Genomic DNA, 15,990 nt, shown 5'->3' on the forward strand with positions numbered 1-15,990 from the left:
AGAAATGCACGCGGAGTATTCGGCATGATTGCACGTCGTGCTGCACGCACTGACGCTTGGGATGCCGTCGGATGCGAAGAGGACGGAACGCAACTTTTCGTCTGTTGTGACGATTGTTGACGTTACTCGCAGCTCCGCTGCGGACCATTTGCATCAAGGCGTGTGCCGAAGTACTTCACGCCGAGCCATCACCAGACAACAGAGCGACGCAAAGGGGCCAGCGCTGCGTATTCCAGCTCCTTGTCCTCTTCTTGGGCAGCTGCACCATAGGGCTGCTCTCGCCAGTTCAGCGCGCTGTAGTCGGGCGTGATAATGACCCTTCGGGAATCAAAGTTGAACCGAAGATAGACGCGATCACCCGGCTTGAATCCGAACATCTCGAAATGCGCAGCGAGCGTTGCATCCACCCTTCGATTCTCGAAGCAACGTTGCTCACACCGTACGAACGACGCAACCCTACTCTAAAAATGAAATCATTAATCAGTGCAAGAATAAATGACGAAATTATATAGAGCGTGCTGACAAGCCAAAACTGCCCCTTGTCGAATCCGACGAGATCTTTAATGCCGACATCTTTAAGTGCAAGCAAAGGTGAAGACGCCGAAGCGTGGTCGATTCTGAATAGCAATATCGTCATTAGAAACACGAAGATGATTTGCTCGGTCGGAACAACGCTTAAGATAGCCTCAAGACATTGCTCCTTAAGCTTGTCCGTGACATTTTCACTCATTGTACAACACTCAAAAATTGAATATCGCCTGCATTCGGATCAAATGCATCGTATTCAATTATTGGGCAAGCTATTATCGTCATCTGATCTTCATTGAGATACCGTAGGGCGACTTAGTTGATGAGACGCCGCTCACTAAAAATCAAAGACTTACGAAGACGCCCGCCACAAGCACTTTGTGGCGACGACGGAGTTGTTGCGACTGGTCTACTTCCGCGCCGAAGTAGTAGCGTTTGGGTGCGACCCCAATAATACGTGAGCTCTCTAAGCGGCTCGTGCGACCCTTGGAAGGTCCAGGCCTAGAAAAAGCTCAAGAGCGGCTCCAAGAGCGGGAAAATCTGCGAGGGTGGGACGCCGCGTCCCGTGAGCTGGCTTCAACTGACCCTGGCCCCGAACACGGCCGGCCCCACTGCGATTCCTCTGTGGAGCACGGCCATGAAATCGGATCGGATCTGTGCTGCCTGCGGCACACCCTTCACTCCGCTCGTACATATCCCGCATCAACGCTTCTGCTCAGCCAAGGCGTGCCAACGTGCTCGCCGGCGTGCATGGCAGCACGAGCGCCTTCGAGCCGATCCCGACTATCGAGAGAATCAGATTCGGGCTCAGGCCACTTGGCGAGCCCGACATCCTGACTACTGGCGGCACTACCGCGAGACGCACCCGGCCTATCGCGATCGCAATTGCGCGATGCAGCGACGACGAAATGCGCGGCGCACTGATAGTGCTGTTGCAAACATGGACGTGTGGCCGGCCCATCGCCCGCTGGCATCTGGGTTTTATATCCTGCGCAACGCGGTTGAGGCCGGCGTTGCAAAGATGAACGCGTGGACGGTGCACATCGCCGTGCTATCTGAGCCGAGGCCGGCTCCGGCGTGATTGCAAAGAGATGACGTGTACGACAAGGGTCTATGGCCTGCTACCTTGGCTGTGTACTCGCTCGCATTCGACGTCATTGCAAGGCGCGATGCGTTCGCCGATACAAATCCCCTAGTTGATGTCGGGGATGGCGCAGCGAGGGGCGTTGCCAGTGGGAGCTGGATCGTGGACCTCGATTGCACATGCGAATCCGTTGACGAGCAGGCCTGCAGAATGCGGGCTGCTGAATACGTTCGGATGTCGACGGAGCACCAGCAATACTCGACGGAGAATCAGCGTGATCGCATTCGCGATTACGCTGCTCGTCGCGATCTCGAGATCGTGCGGACCTACGCCGACGAGGGCAAAAGCGGTTTGCGTATCGATGGGCGCCAAGCGCTGCAGCAACTGATCCGGGACGTGGAAACCGGCATGGCTGATTTCCAGGTAATCCTCGTCTACGACGTAAGCCGCTGGGGACGATTCCAGGATGCAGACGAAAGTGCCTATTACGAGTACATCTGTCGACGCGCTGGCATCCAGGTCGCCTATTGCGCCGAGCAGTTCGAGAACGACGGCTCGCCAGTTTCGACGATCGTCAAAGGCGTGAAGCGCGCGATGGCCGGTGAGTACAGCCGCGAGTTGTCAGCGAAGGTCTTTGCGGGTCAGTGCCGATTGATCGAGCTGGGTTTCCGCCAAGGCGGCCCGGCGGGCTATGCGTTACGCCGGATCCTGGTCGACGAGCATGGCCTCATGAAAGGGGAATTGCAACGCGGCCAACACAAGTGCCTGCAGACGGACCGCGTCATTCTGATGCCGGGCCCGGACAGCGAGGTGCGTATCGTCAACCTCATCTACAGCTGGTTCATCAATGAGTCACTCAATGAGCACGAGATTGCCGCACGCCTGAACGGCATGAACGTTCAGACGGACCTTGGGCGACCTTGGACTCGGGCAACGATTCGGGAGGTGCTGACCAACGAAAAGTACATCGGCAACAATGTCTACAACCGTGTGTCGTTCAAGCTGAAGAAATCTCGTGTCACGAATCCGTCGGAGATGTGGATACGCAAGGAGGGTGCGTTCGAATCCATCGTGCCGAGCGAAACGTTCTATACAGCGCAGGGCATCATGCGGGCGCGCGCCCGGCGCTACTCGAGTGAGGAGCTTATCGAGCGTCTGCGAAACCTGTATCGAAGCCGAGGCTTTCTATCGGGCGTCGTGATCGACGAAACGGAGGGCATGCCGTCCACCTCGGTGTATGTGTATCGCTTCGGTAGCTTGATTCGTGCGTACCAGACGGTTGGCTTCACGCCCGGCCGTGACTATCGTTATATCGAAACGAATCGCTTCATTCGGCAACTGCATCCAGAGATCGTTGCCGAGACGGAAAAGAAGATCGCGGATCTCGGCGGATCGGTATCGCGTGATCCGGCGACGGACTTGCTGACCGTGAATCGGGAGTTCACTGCCTGCATCGTGCTGTCACGGTGTCAGGTGCGCAGCAGCGGCCGTAACCGCTGGAAGGTCCGGTTCGACACGAGCCTGCTGCCGGATATCACCGTCGCAGTTAGGTTGGACCAGAGCAACTCGATGGCGCTCGACTACTACCTGCTGCCGCACATCGATTTTTGGCAGCCTCGCATCAGCCTTGCGGACTGGAATCCGATCGAGTTCGAGAGCTATCGCTTTGACACGCTGGACTACTTATACGGTATGGCACAGCGTGCTCGGCTCAGGAGACGAGCATGACTCAGCGTGAGCAGCCCGGTGCGGTCCGAATGATCCCCATCAGCCAGATCGAGGTGATCAATCCTCGCGAGCGCAATGGTCGAGTTTTCGACGAAATCGTCACCAACATCAAGACGATTGGCCTGAAGAAACCCATCCTGGTTACGCCACGGGCAACGGCAAGTGGCGTGGAGAAGTATCTGCTCGTGTGTGGCGAGGGGCGGCTGAAGGCATTCCGATCGCTCGGCGAAACGACGATACCAGCGCTGGTGGTGAGCGTGAGCGACGAAGACGCGTTCATCATGAGCCTGACGGAGAACATCGCGAGACGACAGTGCCGACCGCTCGAACTGCTCGCCGGCATACGCGAACTGCAGGAACGCGGATACGCCCCGAAGGCGATCGCCGAGAAGACGGGCCTCACACAGCACTACGTGCAGGGAATCCTGACGCTGCTGCATCAGGGCGAGGAGCGACTTGTGATTGCGGTGGAGAAAGGCCGAATCCCGCTGAACGCAGCGTTATCGATTGTTGGTGCTGGCGACGACGATGAGGCGATCCAGGCCGCACTGCAGGAGGCATATGAATCGGGGAGATTGCGTGGGCGCCAGCTGATGGACGCTCGGCGCGTCATCGAGCGGAGGAAGGCGCTCGGCCGCACGGCGAATCGAAACATGACGCGCAAGGTGATGGACGTGACCACATCGAGCCTCGTCCGAACGTATCAGCATGAAGTTGAGCGGCAGAAGACGATGGTGCGGAAGGCAGAGTTTACGCAGCAGCGGTTGCTGTTCATTGTCGGAGCCCTCAGGCAGCTATTTGCCGATGAGAACTTCGTCAACCTGCTGCGCGCTGAGGAACTGGCGACGTTGCCGAAGTATCTGGCAGAACGTGTATGGCCGAGCGGGAGCCCAGCATGACTGGCGTAGCACTTGGGTTCATTCCGGAACCACTCTCTGTTCCGATCGCGAGCATCCTGCCATCACGGCGCACGCCTGCCGGCATGATGAACTCGCGAAAATTCAAGCAGATCAGAAGCTCCATCGAGGAGGTGGGCTTGATCGAGCCGCTTTCGGTGACGCCGGTCGATCAGGCATCGGGCAACCACGTCCTGCTCGATGGGCATCTGCGACTGATCGCGCTGCAGGAGCTCCAGTTCAATACCGTGTCGTGCCTCGTTGCCACGGACGATGAGAGCTACACGTACAACAATCGCGTCAATCGACTATCAACTATCCAGGAGCATTTCATGATTCGTCGGGCCGTTGAACGGGGGGTGTCCCCGGAGCGACTGGCGAAAGCGCTGTCCGTAGATGTGTCGCAGATCATCAAGAGGATGGCATTGCTGGACGGGATTTGTGCCGAAGCGACTGAGCTCTTGAAGGACCGGCAGTTTTCACCTGAGCTCGCGCGAGCTCTGCGGAAGATGAAGCCCACACGGCAAGTCGAATGTGTCGAGCTCATGGTGGCAGCAAACAACCTGTCTGTCTCGTACGCTGAAGCGTTGCTCGTTGCGACGCCGGCTTCGCGGCTGATCGAAGGGAAGAAACCGAGGAAGCTTGCCGGCGTGAGCCCGGAGCAAATGGCGAAGATGGAACGGGAGATGAGCAATCTGCAGGGACAGTACAAGGTGGTCGAACAGACTTATGGACAGGATGTGCTCAACCTCGTGCTAGCAAAGGGCTACCTTGCTAGGCTGCTTGAGAACGAGTCGGTGCGCCAGTACCTACAAGTCCAACAGGCGGACTTGCTATGCGAACTCCAGTCCGTCGCGGAAATGATTGCCTTAGAGCAGCCGGCTCTTGAACCCACTGCCTGAGCTCAGGCAGTTTGGCGGTGCATTGTTTCGAAAATCGGCCTGTTGGTCGCGAAAATTGCGCGATCTAGAATTCGTATGTTGAGGCGTTGCGAATTCGTCTAAAGAATCTTACCTTTATGTCGTTATGCGTTTAAAGGGGCTCACTGCGTGTTGCAGTCGAGTGGTTCTGTAGCCTAGATCGTGAAAATAATGAGCAATTTGACTTGTACCCACTGCCGCACCGGTGTCCCGCGCGGCGCGACGGTTTGCACGGGGTGTCAGGCTGAAGTTGAGTATGGACCGGCAAGAGGGCTTTTCGGCACGGCTCTGCTTGCCGCCGCGTTCGCGGGCTATCAAGCGCATCGGCACCTGCCCGAGTCCTTGTCAGTAGCCGGCTGGTTTACAGGTGCAGTTGTGTTTGTTGGGCTTAGCCTGCTCATACAGAAGATGTTCGGCGACCGCGTCGTGTTTAAGCGCGTATACAAGACTCGTCGATAGATGCCGAATGTGATCCGCGACCACTGCATTGTCTACGTCGACGCATTGAACACGGCGCCCGGTCGCTGGATTAATGCACCCACTGCATCACGAGCGCGCCGACTGAGATAAGGATCGCTATCGCAGCCACCGCTGTGCTCCAGCGTGCACGACGTGTAGCACGGTCTGCGATTGCCGAAATTTTCACATCAGTTGCTTCTGCCTGCCCACGCAATTCGCCAATATCGCCCCTGAGCGCGCTCGTGTCGTTCACGGTCTGCATGAGCATCGCTTCTAGCCGCGTAGTCGATGTTTCGTGCACTGCTGCACGCGCTTCGTGGGCGCGCAGCCCAGATGTCACGACCTGCTCGCGCGCCGTGATCTCTGCAAGCGTGGCGGCAATGGCGCGCGAGCGGCTATCGTGTTCATCGAGCCGCGCGGCGAGTGCGCTAGTTTGAGCTTCGACGCGCGATGTTGCATTAGCCTGCGCCGCACTTACCTGAGCGACATCGTCTGCCACTGCTTCGCGCATCGACGCCTGCTCCGTGCGCATCGCATCAATACATGAAGCGAAATGTGAAAGCAGATCGTCGCGAGTGGAATTGACATCATCCGCGATAGCGATGAGCTTCTTCGCACCTTCCTGCGTTAGGCCGCGCAGTTCAAAATACTTGTCGATGAGGTTGCGCAACTCGGTCGCCTGCTTTGCGAGTTCGCACTGCTGCGCGCTGACTTCTTTTGTCTGTTGCTCGATCTCGCGTGTCTGTGCAGCAATTTGATCCTGCTGCAAGCCGATCTGCCGCTGTTGCTGTTCGAGCCGCTGAGATTGAAGCAGGCTGATTACCATTAGCTGTGCGAGGCTCTTGGCGAATTCGGCCTGCAATTCCTGCGCGTCGAGTTGCGCGCCCTCGATTTCGTTCTGATACCACTTGCGCATTAGCCAACTGCGCCGTTCGTGCTCGTTGCGCGCACGCTTTAGGTCGCCGAGACGATGGAAGCGTGCCTTGAATTCGGACAGTACTTCATCGATATTGATTTGGTCGAGCAGATCGCGTGGCACTTCGATTTTCGCGAAATCGTGAATGAGGTCGGTCATGGTCAGTTCTTTAGTCGATAATCGGAAAGCAGGCGGTCGAGTTCGTCATCTTCCTGCTTCATGCGTTCGAAACCGTCATGCAGAGCGACAAGGGTGCCCGCACCAGTGTCGATGGCCTTGGCGCTCGCTTCGATCGTGTCGTTCAGATGTGTCTGCGCGTTCGCTAGATCGGTGACCATCGCCTCGTAAGTCACGAGCATATCTTGATAGCGGCGAGAATTCGCGTACTGCTGCTCAATGAAATTGCCGAGTTTGTTTGTGACATCGACTTGTGCATCCAGCAAGCTAATCTGCGCGTCGAGACGTTCGGTGCCTGGATCGGACAACCAGTCGAAGAGGCGATCGATAGCGAAAATGGTGAGTGCGGTCATCAGCCCGGTGAGAATGCCTGTCACGACCGGTGCGACGAGGCCAGCGATCGGCGCGAGAAACGGAATGGCGACGAGTAGGCCCTTTACCGATTCCTCGAAGATCATGCCGAGGCTCATCGTGATGACACCGGCTATCAGCTTGGTTGCCTCTCGAGCGACGTCCATGCTCGACATATGGGCGGGTGGAGACCAAACGACTTTGAACGCCTGCCACAGCGCTTTCATGCTTTCTCGGATGATAGTGACTATCTTCGCTGATGTCGTGATGAGGTTGTTGATGAGAAACGTCAGCACATTGCTCACGAGGCCCTGCACGCCACCTTTGATGAGCGCATCGAACGCATCGTGCATTTTGTTCGCGACGCTGCGCGCCGTTCGTTCCAAGGCCTGGACTACACGATCAACGAGATTTTCAGCCGGTGTAGGTGAACGCACGATCGCACTCACTTCCACGTAGCTACTGTTTACGAACTCGTGCAGTAGCACGCCCATCGCCTGACGCAGCGCGTTGCGACCTGCTTCGTTGACGCTCGTCGATAGCAACTCGGCGCTCTGTTTCTTCGCCTGCGCTTTGAGCCGTTCGATCTCGAAATGCCGTTCAGAGGTACGATGTGCTTCTTCAAGCCTTTCCATGTCGACACCAAACGATTCGGCGTTCGTCATGCCGGGCGTTTTTTTACGCTTACTATTTGCCCATTCCATCTTGTCCTTGTCGCCCATCGACTGATTGATGGGGGCCTCGACAGGCCGTAGGTTTTCCGGTGCATTCGCCATGTCAACGCGTTCAGCCTTGTTCATATATAAGTTGGCGCGGCTGTCGCGTTCGATGTCTGCTACCGATTTTCCGTGATCGAGATGGGTCTGACCGTCACGTGGCAATTCCTTCCCCGTGGCTGCGCTGATGATAGGTTCAGGCTTCTGGAACAGTTCCTTGCGCTTGCGCGGCAAGTCCTTGTCATACGCCTTGCGATCGATGGAGTTGTTTTGCGCATGAACCCAACCTTCGTATCGCGACGCATCTTCGGCGGTGGCTGTAATACCTTGCTCGAAGTTGTGCGTAGTGGTGATGTTGCCACCTTGCTTGTCGTCAAACATGGTAGGCGTGAGACCGAACGGACCGATAAGTTGCGAGAGCGTTTGCGTTCGACAACTCTCGAGCAACTCGTCGATGCGCCGCTCGCGCAATTCGCGACGCCCCAGAGCAGGCACAGACGTCTCCAGATACGACGCCGCATCGTCAGTCAACGACGAATGTTTCATTTCTTATCCATTGTGTTGGATGAACGGTCCGAAGAGGCCTTTCGGCCTGAAATTTGGCGCAACCTGGTTGATCTCGTCGACGATCGCCTGCGGAATACCTGTTTCCTGCGTGGTGAGATATTCGTCTCCAGTGCAACGTCAATAGGAGACGGCTCTTCTCCGGGCCTGGTCGGGAAACTTCGTGCCTGCTGCGAAAAGCCCTTGATGTCCGTGGTTCCTGAGCGGTCTGCAACGATCACTCGCGAACTCGAGCTGAGATCCATTTCCAGCTCTTTTCGGCTCTCTTAAGCTAACGAATTGTCGGGTCCACAAACTTCGCGAAGAAGAAACCTAACCAAATTCCCGCGGCATCTGCACTGACCTGACCCCACTCGATGAATCCTCGGGCCGGGTGAGAAATGGATACCGCGACAAACGGTTGTTGCCAAAGCTCGTACCAGAATGCCCCCAGTTGGCAAGCAATCGCAACGAGCAAATACAACCACCAGCATTGCGCCTTCGCCTTTGAGGCCTTCACTTGCCTCTCGTTCCTCTCCTGCTTTTTCTTCTCCCACTTGAGGACGAACGGAGCGACCACGAAGAACACCATGCCGACCACGACAAACGAAATAATTGCCTGCCCGACCGCTGCGAAGTAGGTCAACGAGTGCGCGATCAACCAGTCCTTCGCGAGAAACGCCGGACCAGAAACGAAAACCGCAAGAAGGGCTAGACCGATGATCGGCTGCCGCCCGAGCGAATAGTTCCTTGCCTCCAGCGTTGTGCCCGCTGCGAATACGACGACTCCAAAGAAACCGATAGCATGTGCCATCTCGGCCCGCAACGTCCATGAGAGGTATGCATGCGCACTCTCCAATGCTATCCCGATGAGCACAGCCGCCGTGCCAAGCGAAGGCAGATAGCGCCCGATATCTATCCGGCAGTTCTTCGCCGTGCGGCCGAAAGAGTCACTCATGCTGATTTCCGATTCTTCTTAGTTCCGTTGCGAGCGGACGCGCCACTTCACTCAGCCCAACTGGACGATGTGAGTCGATGGCCGCCCGGCAGCCAGTTGTGCATGTACTTCTAGTCGAATGACAGGCGGTCACCAGAACCGTCTTTGAAACCGTCGGCAATCTGGGTGATTCGCACTTGCGCACCTGTAGGCAACTCCTGCCAAAACGTCGTGAGCGCCTGCTTGTCGGCCGCCCACGCCATGCTGTCATCGACGATCATGTCCACGCCGAGACGGTGTGCGATTTGGTACCACCCACATGCGGCGCGCTTCGCTGCGATTTTTCGCTCCTCAGACAGCTCGCTGCGAGCAGCAAGAACCACGAAGTGCCGTGCCAACCACAATGCAGCGTCCTGCGCCGTCGTCTTGATCGCCGCGTGGCGCCCCTCGTGCACGGTCTGCTTGAGTGATTTTCGTTGTTCCACACTTAGCCGGATCTTCTGGCCTCGCCAGCGAACAATACTCGCGGGGGAAGGCTCCCAACCGGAAGCCGCGTATCTGAGGAACTGTGTATCTCCATTACTCAGCTCAACTTCGTACTCGCCAGTGAAAACAGGCTGTTTACTTCTAAACCACCTAGTCTGCTGAAACTTGAGTTCCATTTCGATCAATAGCGGCTCCCGGCCGATACGGGGCGCGACGTGCGCCGTTGGTTTCTAGATGCTTGACCGTGCTGCGATCGCGGTTCGGATCTAGGCTAGCACGTTGGCGTTTTAGCTGTGTCGTCCCCGATCCAGAATTTATCCTGAAATCCATCTGAGCATCACATCTGCGCCAAATTTTTTTAAAGAATTCTATCGCGGTGTCGTTATGTGCGTAATGCACCCAATGCCTAATTGGGGGGGCGTAAATTCTATACAGTGCAGATCTGTGGATCTTGCCGTACTGCACAGAGTGATCGTAAAGGAAAACGCAGTGGAAGAGAGCGACAAAAGAGATATGAATTCGTGCGACAGTTCCGATGACAAGGATTTGAAGGGCAGTGCCTTCAATCTCGATGACATGGATAAGCTGCTGAGGCTGTCTGCAAAGCTCGTTCCGATATTCGGGGTAGTGATTTTATTTGGCTATTGCACAAGCATCAATTTCTATCCGAGTGGACTTACGATTGGTGACACGATATTCTTCGTTTTTGCGATAATTGCCTTCGGTACAATATACGGATTTATTATCGCTGCGGCAATTTATTGTTCGGCAAACATATACGGCCTGATCTCGCGTATTTTATCGAAAGCGTCGCGGAGCGCTTTTTTTAAAGCTTTGTGTGAGCGGTCTTGGGGTAAGGTGGCCGAAAAGATTGTCACTATCTTCTGTCTTGTCGTCCCATTTTTGGCTGGCTCGTTGATCCTTTGGTTAATTTGTGAGCTGATTAACAAATCGGATTCGACTTGGGGGATCTTATCGGTACTTGGGTTGCTCGCTATAGGTCTTTGCATCTGGGTCATCATGGGGGTGCGACGAGATCTATTCAAAAAGAATCCAATTGTGGCAACTCTGATTGTTATGGTGCTAATATTTATGCCCCTTATCATGGTGCGAGGCTTGGGAAAGGCGGCAATAAACACAGCGATGCAGATGGTTGGTGTGAGAATCGAGCGGGCTTTGATTGACATACCTCTATCTGAGTACGCTCGGGTGAAGGCAACGGCCAGTCGCGCAGCAATGAGAGTTCCACCCTGCCGAAAATTCGCCCGTGATCGATGTATGTTGCGGGCAGACGTACTGTTTCAAGGCGTAGGACAACAGGCGCAAATTCGGCTTCCAGTTGGCGGTGCACAAAAGGATGGAAATGATGTGCTGCTTGAGGCTGAGATTTTTGTGACCTTGCAGCAGAAAGATATCCAATTTAGTGCAATCAACCCGTTTACTTATGGGGCCGATATAAATTCGGACACTACTTTCGATTTCGATTCGGCAAAACTTAGCGATGTGGGACGTTCAAGGCTGAATGAAATCGCTAAGGACGTTGAAAGCTACCGTATTCTAAGCCTAGAAGTAACGGGGCATACGGACCGTCTCGGCTCGGACAAGCACAATCTTGAGCTTTCGCAACTACGTGCGCAATCCGTGGCGGACTATTTGGTAAGTAGGTTCGATAATGTGTCCCCGAACGTTGTACATGCGCGCGGTGTCGGTGCTTCGGACCCGCGTCTCGATCAGGGGAACTGCCCTGGGAAAAGCGCAAGTCCTGCTTTGCAGCGTTGCTTAACTGAGGACCGCTTTGTTGAAGTCGATATCGTTGCAGTCAAGAGGTCGACCAAGAGATGAGGGTAGCGAACTGGCATAGAATTGTACGGTGAGGTGGCACGCGTGCCTGCGCTATCAGTGCCAGCCTGCTCCTCTTCTCTTGTTCTCTATAGGCGGTTTGGCTATGAGCAGAAGGGTAACGATATTCCTCGATATCGATGGCGTACTACACCCTAATACCGTAGGTGAGCTCGAATATGGGCCGAACGGACCGGTGGTGACGGGGCTCGGAGTGTGTGCGTTGCAGACGAAACTGGCGGAACGGGTCAGAGGGAAGGCGGTCGACATCGCGATCCATAGCACCTGGATCTACATGTTCGACCTCAAACGCTTGCACGATGAGTATCTGCGTGAACTGAGCGCGGCCGCCAAAATTTATCTCACGAACCGGCGTATCGAGAGCCGCTCGCTACGGATAATGGACTACATGCGAAGACACCGACTGACGTTAGCCGATGTCTTAATTCTGGATGACGCCCCCAACGAATTTGCCTCCGCCCCGCAACTGCAATCCCGCCTTGTTATATGCGATCCCGCTCGTGGGATCAACGATCCGACCGTACTTCAACGGATCGATGAGTTCATCTCCTAGGCAATCCGGCCTTCAATCGATATCAGTCGGAGCGCGGTTTCGCAGGATGTGTAGACGACGTTCCGTCTTGCACCGCGTAACGCAGGGCGCGGGCATCGTGTAGTGCGTGGTGTCGGCCGCCAAATCGCTTGTAATAGGACTCCAATCGGACCTGGTCTGCCTGATCACGTACAAGCAGCCCTTGCCAGCCATTCGGTACACCGTCGAGGGCGTCTACAAGAAGATCCCAGTCTCCAGGGAAATCCATGCAGAAGGTGCCACTCTCGAACGGTCGGAGCCACTCGAGGAGTGCCGACCGAAGGTTCTCGCGAGAGAACACACGATCAGGATATTGACCTAGCTGTTGCAATACCGCTTCATGGACGAACGGGCTGCAGGTGCGTCGCTCGAAATCGTTGCGTTCACCGTAAAATTCACGGCCGTCTTCGGCGACCAATGCAATGCTGATCAGTTCGCAATCGATGAAATCGGTGAATTCAGTGTCGACGTAAACTCGCATCGTTGGCTCGCTTGCTTTGCGCACTCAGTTGATCAAGGTCTGACACCTCCGCATCATGCAAACAAGTTGCATGGTGGTCGTCACGTGCCATCGTAGCGTGGACCGGACCGTCGTTGAACGGCGGTTCGTCACACATCCGGTTCAATGCTGGCGGGTTTGTCCCAGTCGACTGGTTTGCGGATCCAATACTGTCGCCCGCCATCAACTGACGGACCCGTGATGATCTCTATGCCGTGCTGTACTGCCCAATCTGGGGCATTGCGTACGGAGATTCCGGCTGACCGTGCGAACACGGCCAATGGTAGAAATGTTGCGGTGAAGTCTCGCAGGTCGTCTATGTTGACGGCTCGTATTGTGCGATTCCGCCGTCTAGCGATTCGTGTCCTAACGAGTCCGGCGTTGACGAGGTGGTACATCACTTCCTGTTTGATGCCGAGCCGCTGAGCAGCCTCAACGATGGACATCAACGTTTGCGATTCCGATGGAGTTCGACTGGCCGAAATTGCGTCGCCCTTGTCGATGTAGATCGTTCGCAATGTCGGCGTTTTGTCACGCGCGACAGCAAGGCGTACTGTGCCGTCGGTGAGTCGACGGACGAACGCGGCGGATGCGTCAATAGAGACATACAGCCGCAAAGCCTCGGCGATGCTAATCGGGTCTTCAAGGGGCCGAATGCCTTGGCCGCCGGCAGCCACAATGCTATCGAGTAGACGATCGAGTGACTTCGTATTGATCCGTTTTCCATTCGTGTCAATTATGCCGGCCTGAGCTAGTGCCTCGACACGTTTGACCGACATCTTAATGTAGCGGGCAGCAGTCTTCGGCGCGACGAGCGACCTCTGGATCTCCATGAGACGCTGAACATCGGTCTCATTGATCACAAACTTCTTTCGTCCTGTCCGAGTTCGTCGAATCGGCGCCACTTCGCCTGTCTGGGCGAGCATATTGGCAATCGTTCGGCTTCCGATTGGGCGACGACCGGGCTTATCAGTGTCTGCCGCAGCCTTAACAATTCTTCGTCTCCACGCGACCATAGGCTCATTGCCAGACGTATGCTCTACGTATTGGTCTAATAGATCGAGCATCCAGCGACGCTGAGCGTCGTTCAACTGCTTGCGCAACATGACGAGCAACTGCGGGAACGCTTCTGATAGTAGCGGGACGTTTTGTCCCTCGGTTCGAGGAGCGCGGAGGCGACTCAGCAGTTCGAAACAATCACAACGATCGCCCATCAATGGCGCACCAGCCGTCACGACGATCCGCTCGATATTCTGTGATTGCCGCGAGGACTTCTTCAACGGTTTGCCGTCTAGTCCGAACATTGACAATGCCCCAAGAAAGCGGGCGAGGCCCCAACGATCGGAAGCAGATAGCAGACCAGCACCGGTCTCGAACTGGTCGTTCAGCAACTGCAGGACATCATCTGAAAATGCTTCAACCTCCGCGCTTTGGAGCGATGCGCCGCAACTACAAGTCTCGAAGCGAACGTGTTTCCAGCGCAACGTTCGTCTGCACATCGCGCATTGCGAAGTGAGCCAGCATTTGTGAACGACGCATCCGGTGTTCCCCGCGTACCAATCATCACGCCAGTAGCTATCAGATGTTGCGAGGCAGTAGGGACACCAGCGCGCAACGCCGTGAGTCTTCGGTAGGTCTGGCCCGGAGTAGGTGAGCCAACTAGGTCTGGAAAGACCGTTCGCGAATGCGACGCGTAAGCGATAGCCTAGAAAACTCTCATCGGAATGTGCGGAGGGGCGCACCAAGAAATGATCCGAGAACAGGGCCATTCCAGTGGTGCGCCAATGTTCGCCACGGACCGGCTCACGCTTCATGACGGCAACAATGAAAGCTGGCCGGGCATACGCTCTTCGTACTTGCGCCGCGCGGTTTCTATGCGCCTGAGCTTCCGGAGGAGTTCGACTGCATATTGATCGATGAAGTAGGCCGATAGCCCGGTATCATCGGTTTTCTTGAAAACCGGTAGCTTTCCACTAAGTGCCTCGTTCACCAAAGTGAGCGAGGGGGTCATTGAGCGCTGGTGCCAGGACATCCAATTACCGAATAGTGGATAGAGTCGAGGGCCTTCAGTAGCAAACGGCTGCGATACTCTGTCTAAGGTTCTGCAGATATCAGTCACATCCGATTTTCGAACGAAGGTGTGCCGGTCAACAGTAAGCGGCCGAAGCAATCCCATGCTCGAAAGCGCAGCGTATCCTCGGTGCTCAATGTGAGATCTGCTTTGTACCTGCCGTAGGGGAACCAGCGACGCAAACCATCGTCGGCACGCCTCGACAGTCCGCCGCGGAAGATAGGTCTGGTACGTCATACCATATGCCACGATGCGAGCATACGAACCGAGCCTGTTCAGCGCAAGGTGCTTCAGAACACCATACGGGCATCCGATGAAAGACGCAGCTTCACGGAGCCTGACATAGCCGTCTGGTACACCATGAGAATTGGGGCGATACTGGTGGGCCGCCGCAGTACCGTCCGACCAATCGCTCATAAAATATCGTTGTCGCAGTTCTTCGATAGGTAGTTTTGACAGGCAGGTTGGTCGATGAGGCTCCTCAAGCAGCATGCGACGAAGACGGGAAAGTACCGCGAGCCTCGGGGCGCCTGTAGCCTCCTGCAAAAATGAGCGTATGCCGTCGAAGTTCGGCTCGAACGGAAGCTGCATTCTTTCGATTGTCTCGGCGACTCGGGTTGATCGTGGAATATCAATGTGTCGATATCCGACTTTGTCCACAGCTACCACAACCGCGTCGAACAGCGCTTCCAGGAACAGTATGCACGTGAGTTGAGCGTACGCCTGCGGAACTTGGCCGTCGACGATCAAGCGTTCGAAACCAGACCATAGCCGCTGATAGTGACGCCGCTCGACTGGCATGGGGCATACCGCGCCTTCACATAGCTGTTCATTCGTCACTTCGGTGAGGAAATGCTTGTCAGATTGCTTGTAGCCGAGTGTCATCACCGGTTCGGCTAGATCATCTTTGAGGCGAACACTGTGGATCGTGCACATCTCGAGCCGCGTTAGGCGCCAGCGTGATCGGATGTGCCGTGACTCCAGCATGCACTCGGGGCAATACCGAATCTTGTTGGCGCGGGTGACAACGCTCCAACGGGGTAACGCGGAATCGCCCCAAACGGGATAGCCAGTGGAATTGGTCGCAACTGTTGCCGCGAGTGTGGGTCGAATCCTCTCGATATCGCATAGTCGAGGGCGGTATGTACCATTTGCTCTGGCAACTCTGAATAAGTACGTCTCGGACCACTCATCCGGTTGAGGAGCCGGACGATACAATGGCTGGCCGCATGGAATCGTGAACTTCAT

The 15,990-nt window shown here is 55.7% G+C and carries 13 protein-coding genes; 5 read left to right on the plus strand and 8 right to left on the minus strand.

Annotated features, from left to right (window positions below; translation table 11 throughout):
• Positions 1 to 286 precede the first annotated feature (286 nt).
• Entirely contained in the window at positions 287 to 730 is a 444-nt protein-coding gene (locus U5809_RS31720) for a hypothetical protein (protein ID WP_322089422.1), read from the minus strand.
• Positions 731 to 1,822: 1,092 nt separating this feature from the next.
• Between U5809_RS31720 and U5809_RS31725 the strand changes: the two genes are divergently transcribed.
• Genes U5809_RS31725 through U5809_RS31735 form a run of 3 tightly spaced genes read left to right on the plus strand, consistent with a single transcriptional unit; the run spans position 1,823 to position 5,138 of the window.
• Positions 1,823 to 3,340 (plus strand): recombinase family protein, encoded by a 1,518-nt coding sequence (locus U5809_RS31725; RefSeq protein ID WP_322089478.1) that lies wholly within the window; start codon positions 1,823 to 1,825, stop codon positions 3,338 to 3,340.
• On the plus strand, positions 3,337 to 4,239 hold the full coding sequence (locus U5809_RS31730; protein WP_322089423.1) for a ParB/RepB/Spo0J family partition protein: 903 nt from the start codon (positions 3,337 to 3,339) through the stop codon (positions 4,237 to 4,239). The genes U5809_RS31725 and U5809_RS31730 overlap by 4 nt, the downstream gene beginning before the upstream one ends.
• Positions 4,236 to 5,138, plus strand: a complete 903-nt coding sequence (locus tag U5809_RS31735) for a plasmid partitioning protein RepB C-terminal domain-containing protein (protein WP_322089424.1) — start codon at positions 4,236 to 4,238, stop codon at positions 5,136 to 5,138. Before U5809_RS31730 ends, U5809_RS31735 begins: the two co-directional genes overlap by 4 nt.
• Before the next feature lie 547 nt (positions 5,139 to 5,685).
• Here U5809_RS31735 and U5809_RS31740 read toward each other — a convergent pair.
• The 4 genes from U5809_RS31740 to U5809_RS31755 all read right to left on the minus strand — a co-directional run bounded on the left by U5809_RS31740 (position 5,686) and on the right by U5809_RS31755 (position 9,926).
• Positions 5,686 to 6,690, minus strand: a complete 1,005-nt coding sequence (locus U5809_RS31740) for a hypothetical protein (RefSeq protein WP_322089425.1) — start codon at positions 6,688 to 6,690, stop codon at positions 5,686 to 5,688.
• Positions 6,691 to 6,692: 2 nt separating this feature from the next.
• On the minus strand, positions 6,693 to 8,321 hold the full coding sequence (locus U5809_RS31745) for a hypothetical protein (protein WP_322089426.1): 1,629 nt from the start codon (positions 8,319 to 8,321) through the stop codon (positions 6,693 to 6,695).
• Positions 8,322 to 8,610: 289 nt separating this feature from the next.
• Complete coding sequence (locus U5809_RS31750; protein WP_322089427.1) at positions 8,611 to 9,276, minus strand: hypothetical protein; 666 nt, start codon at positions 9,274 to 9,276, stop codon at positions 8,611 to 8,613.
• 110 nt (positions 9,277 to 9,386) lie between these two features.
• A complete protein-coding gene (locus tag U5809_RS31755) occupies positions 9,387 to 9,926 on the minus strand; it encodes a hypothetical protein (RefSeq protein WP_322089428.1) in 540 nt (179 codons plus the stop codon).
• A 304-nt stretch (positions 9,927 to 10,230) separates the two neighbouring features.
• On the opposite strand from U5809_RS31755, the gene U5809_RS31760 reads away from it, so the two are divergent.
• Positions 10,231 to 11,583, plus strand: coding sequence for an OmpA family protein (locus U5809_RS31760; protein ID WP_322089429.1), 1,353 nt, complete (start codon positions 10,231 to 10,233; stop codon positions 11,581 to 11,583).
• A gap of 103 nt (positions 11,584 to 11,686) precedes the next feature.
• Positions 11,687 to 12,154 (plus strand): HAD domain-containing protein, encoded by a 468-nt coding sequence (locus U5809_RS31765; protein WP_322089430.1) that lies wholly within the window; start codon positions 11,687 to 11,689, stop codon positions 12,152 to 12,154.
• Positions 12,155 to 12,176: 22 nt separating this feature from the next.
• Here U5809_RS31765 and U5809_RS31770 read toward each other — a convergent pair whose 3' ends face one another.
• The 3 genes from U5809_RS31770 to U5809_RS31780 all read right to left on the minus strand — a co-directional run bounded on the left by U5809_RS31770 (position 12,177) and on the right by U5809_RS31780 (position 15,990).
• The gene (locus U5809_RS31770) at positions 12,177 to 12,653 is read right to left on the minus strand and encodes a 3'-5' exoribonuclease (RefSeq protein ID WP_322089431.1); all 477 of its coding nucleotides are present in this window, start codon (positions 12,651 to 12,653) and stop codon (positions 12,177 to 12,179) included.
• Positions 12,654 to 12,781: 128 nt separating this feature from the next.
• Positions 12,782 to 14,155, minus strand: coding sequence for a hypothetical protein (locus U5809_RS31775; protein ID WP_322089432.1), 1,374 nt, complete (start codon positions 14,153 to 14,155; stop codon positions 12,782 to 12,784).
• Between the two features lie 326 nt (positions 14,156 to 14,481).
• Positions 14,482 to 15,990, minus strand: coding sequence for a TniQ family protein (locus U5809_RS31780; RefSeq protein WP_415877977.1), 1,509 nt, complete (start codon positions 15,988 to 15,990; stop codon positions 14,482 to 14,484).

It is taken from the genome of Burkholderia sp. BCC1999, from assembly GCF_905339975.1.
GTDB lineage: Bacteria > Pseudomonadota > Gammaproteobacteria > Burkholderiales > Burkholderiaceae > Burkholderia.

What these genes read in the sequence shown, in the direction of transcription:
- U5809_RS31735 (WP_322089424.1), top strand. Translation starts at nt 4,236, where the DNA reads ATGACTGGCGTAGCACTTGGGTTCATTCCGGAACCACTCTCTGTTCCG.
- U5809_RS31720 (WP_322089422.1), bottom strand. Translation starts at nt 730, where the DNA reads ATGAGTGAAAATGTCACGGACAAGCTTAAGGAGCAATGTCTTGAGGCT.
- U5809_RS31765 (WP_322089430.1), top strand. Translation starts at nt 11,687, where the DNA reads ATGAGCAGAAGGGTAACGATATTCCTCGATATCGATGGCGTACTACAC.
- U5809_RS31745 (WP_322089426.1), bottom strand. Translation starts at nt 8,321, where the DNA reads ATGAAACATTCGTCGTTGACTGACGATGCGGCGTCGTATCTGGAGACG.
- U5809_RS31730 (WP_322089423.1), top strand. Translation starts at nt 3,337, where the DNA reads ATGACTCAGCGTGAGCAGCCCGGTGCGGTCCGAATGATCCCCATCAGC.
- U5809_RS31780 (WP_415877977.1), bottom strand. Translation starts at nt 15,990, where the DNA reads ATGAAGTTCACGATTCCATGCGGCCAGCCATTGTATCGTCCGGCTCCT.
- U5809_RS31740 (WP_322089425.1), bottom strand. Translation starts at nt 6,690, where the DNA reads ATGACCGACCTCATTCACGATTTCGCGAAAATCGAAGTGCCACGCGAT.
- U5809_RS31770 (WP_322089431.1), bottom strand. Translation starts at nt 12,653, where the DNA reads ATGCGAGTTTACGTCGACACTGAATTCACCGATTTCATCGATTGCGAA.
- U5809_RS31725 (WP_322089478.1), top strand. Translation starts at nt 1,823, where the DNA reads ATGCGGGCTGCTGAATACGTTCGGATGTCGACGGAGCACCAGCAATAC.
- U5809_RS31750 (WP_322089427.1), bottom strand. Translation starts at nt 9,276, where the DNA reads ATGAGTGACTCTTTCGGCCGCACGGCGAAGAACTGCCGGATAGATATC.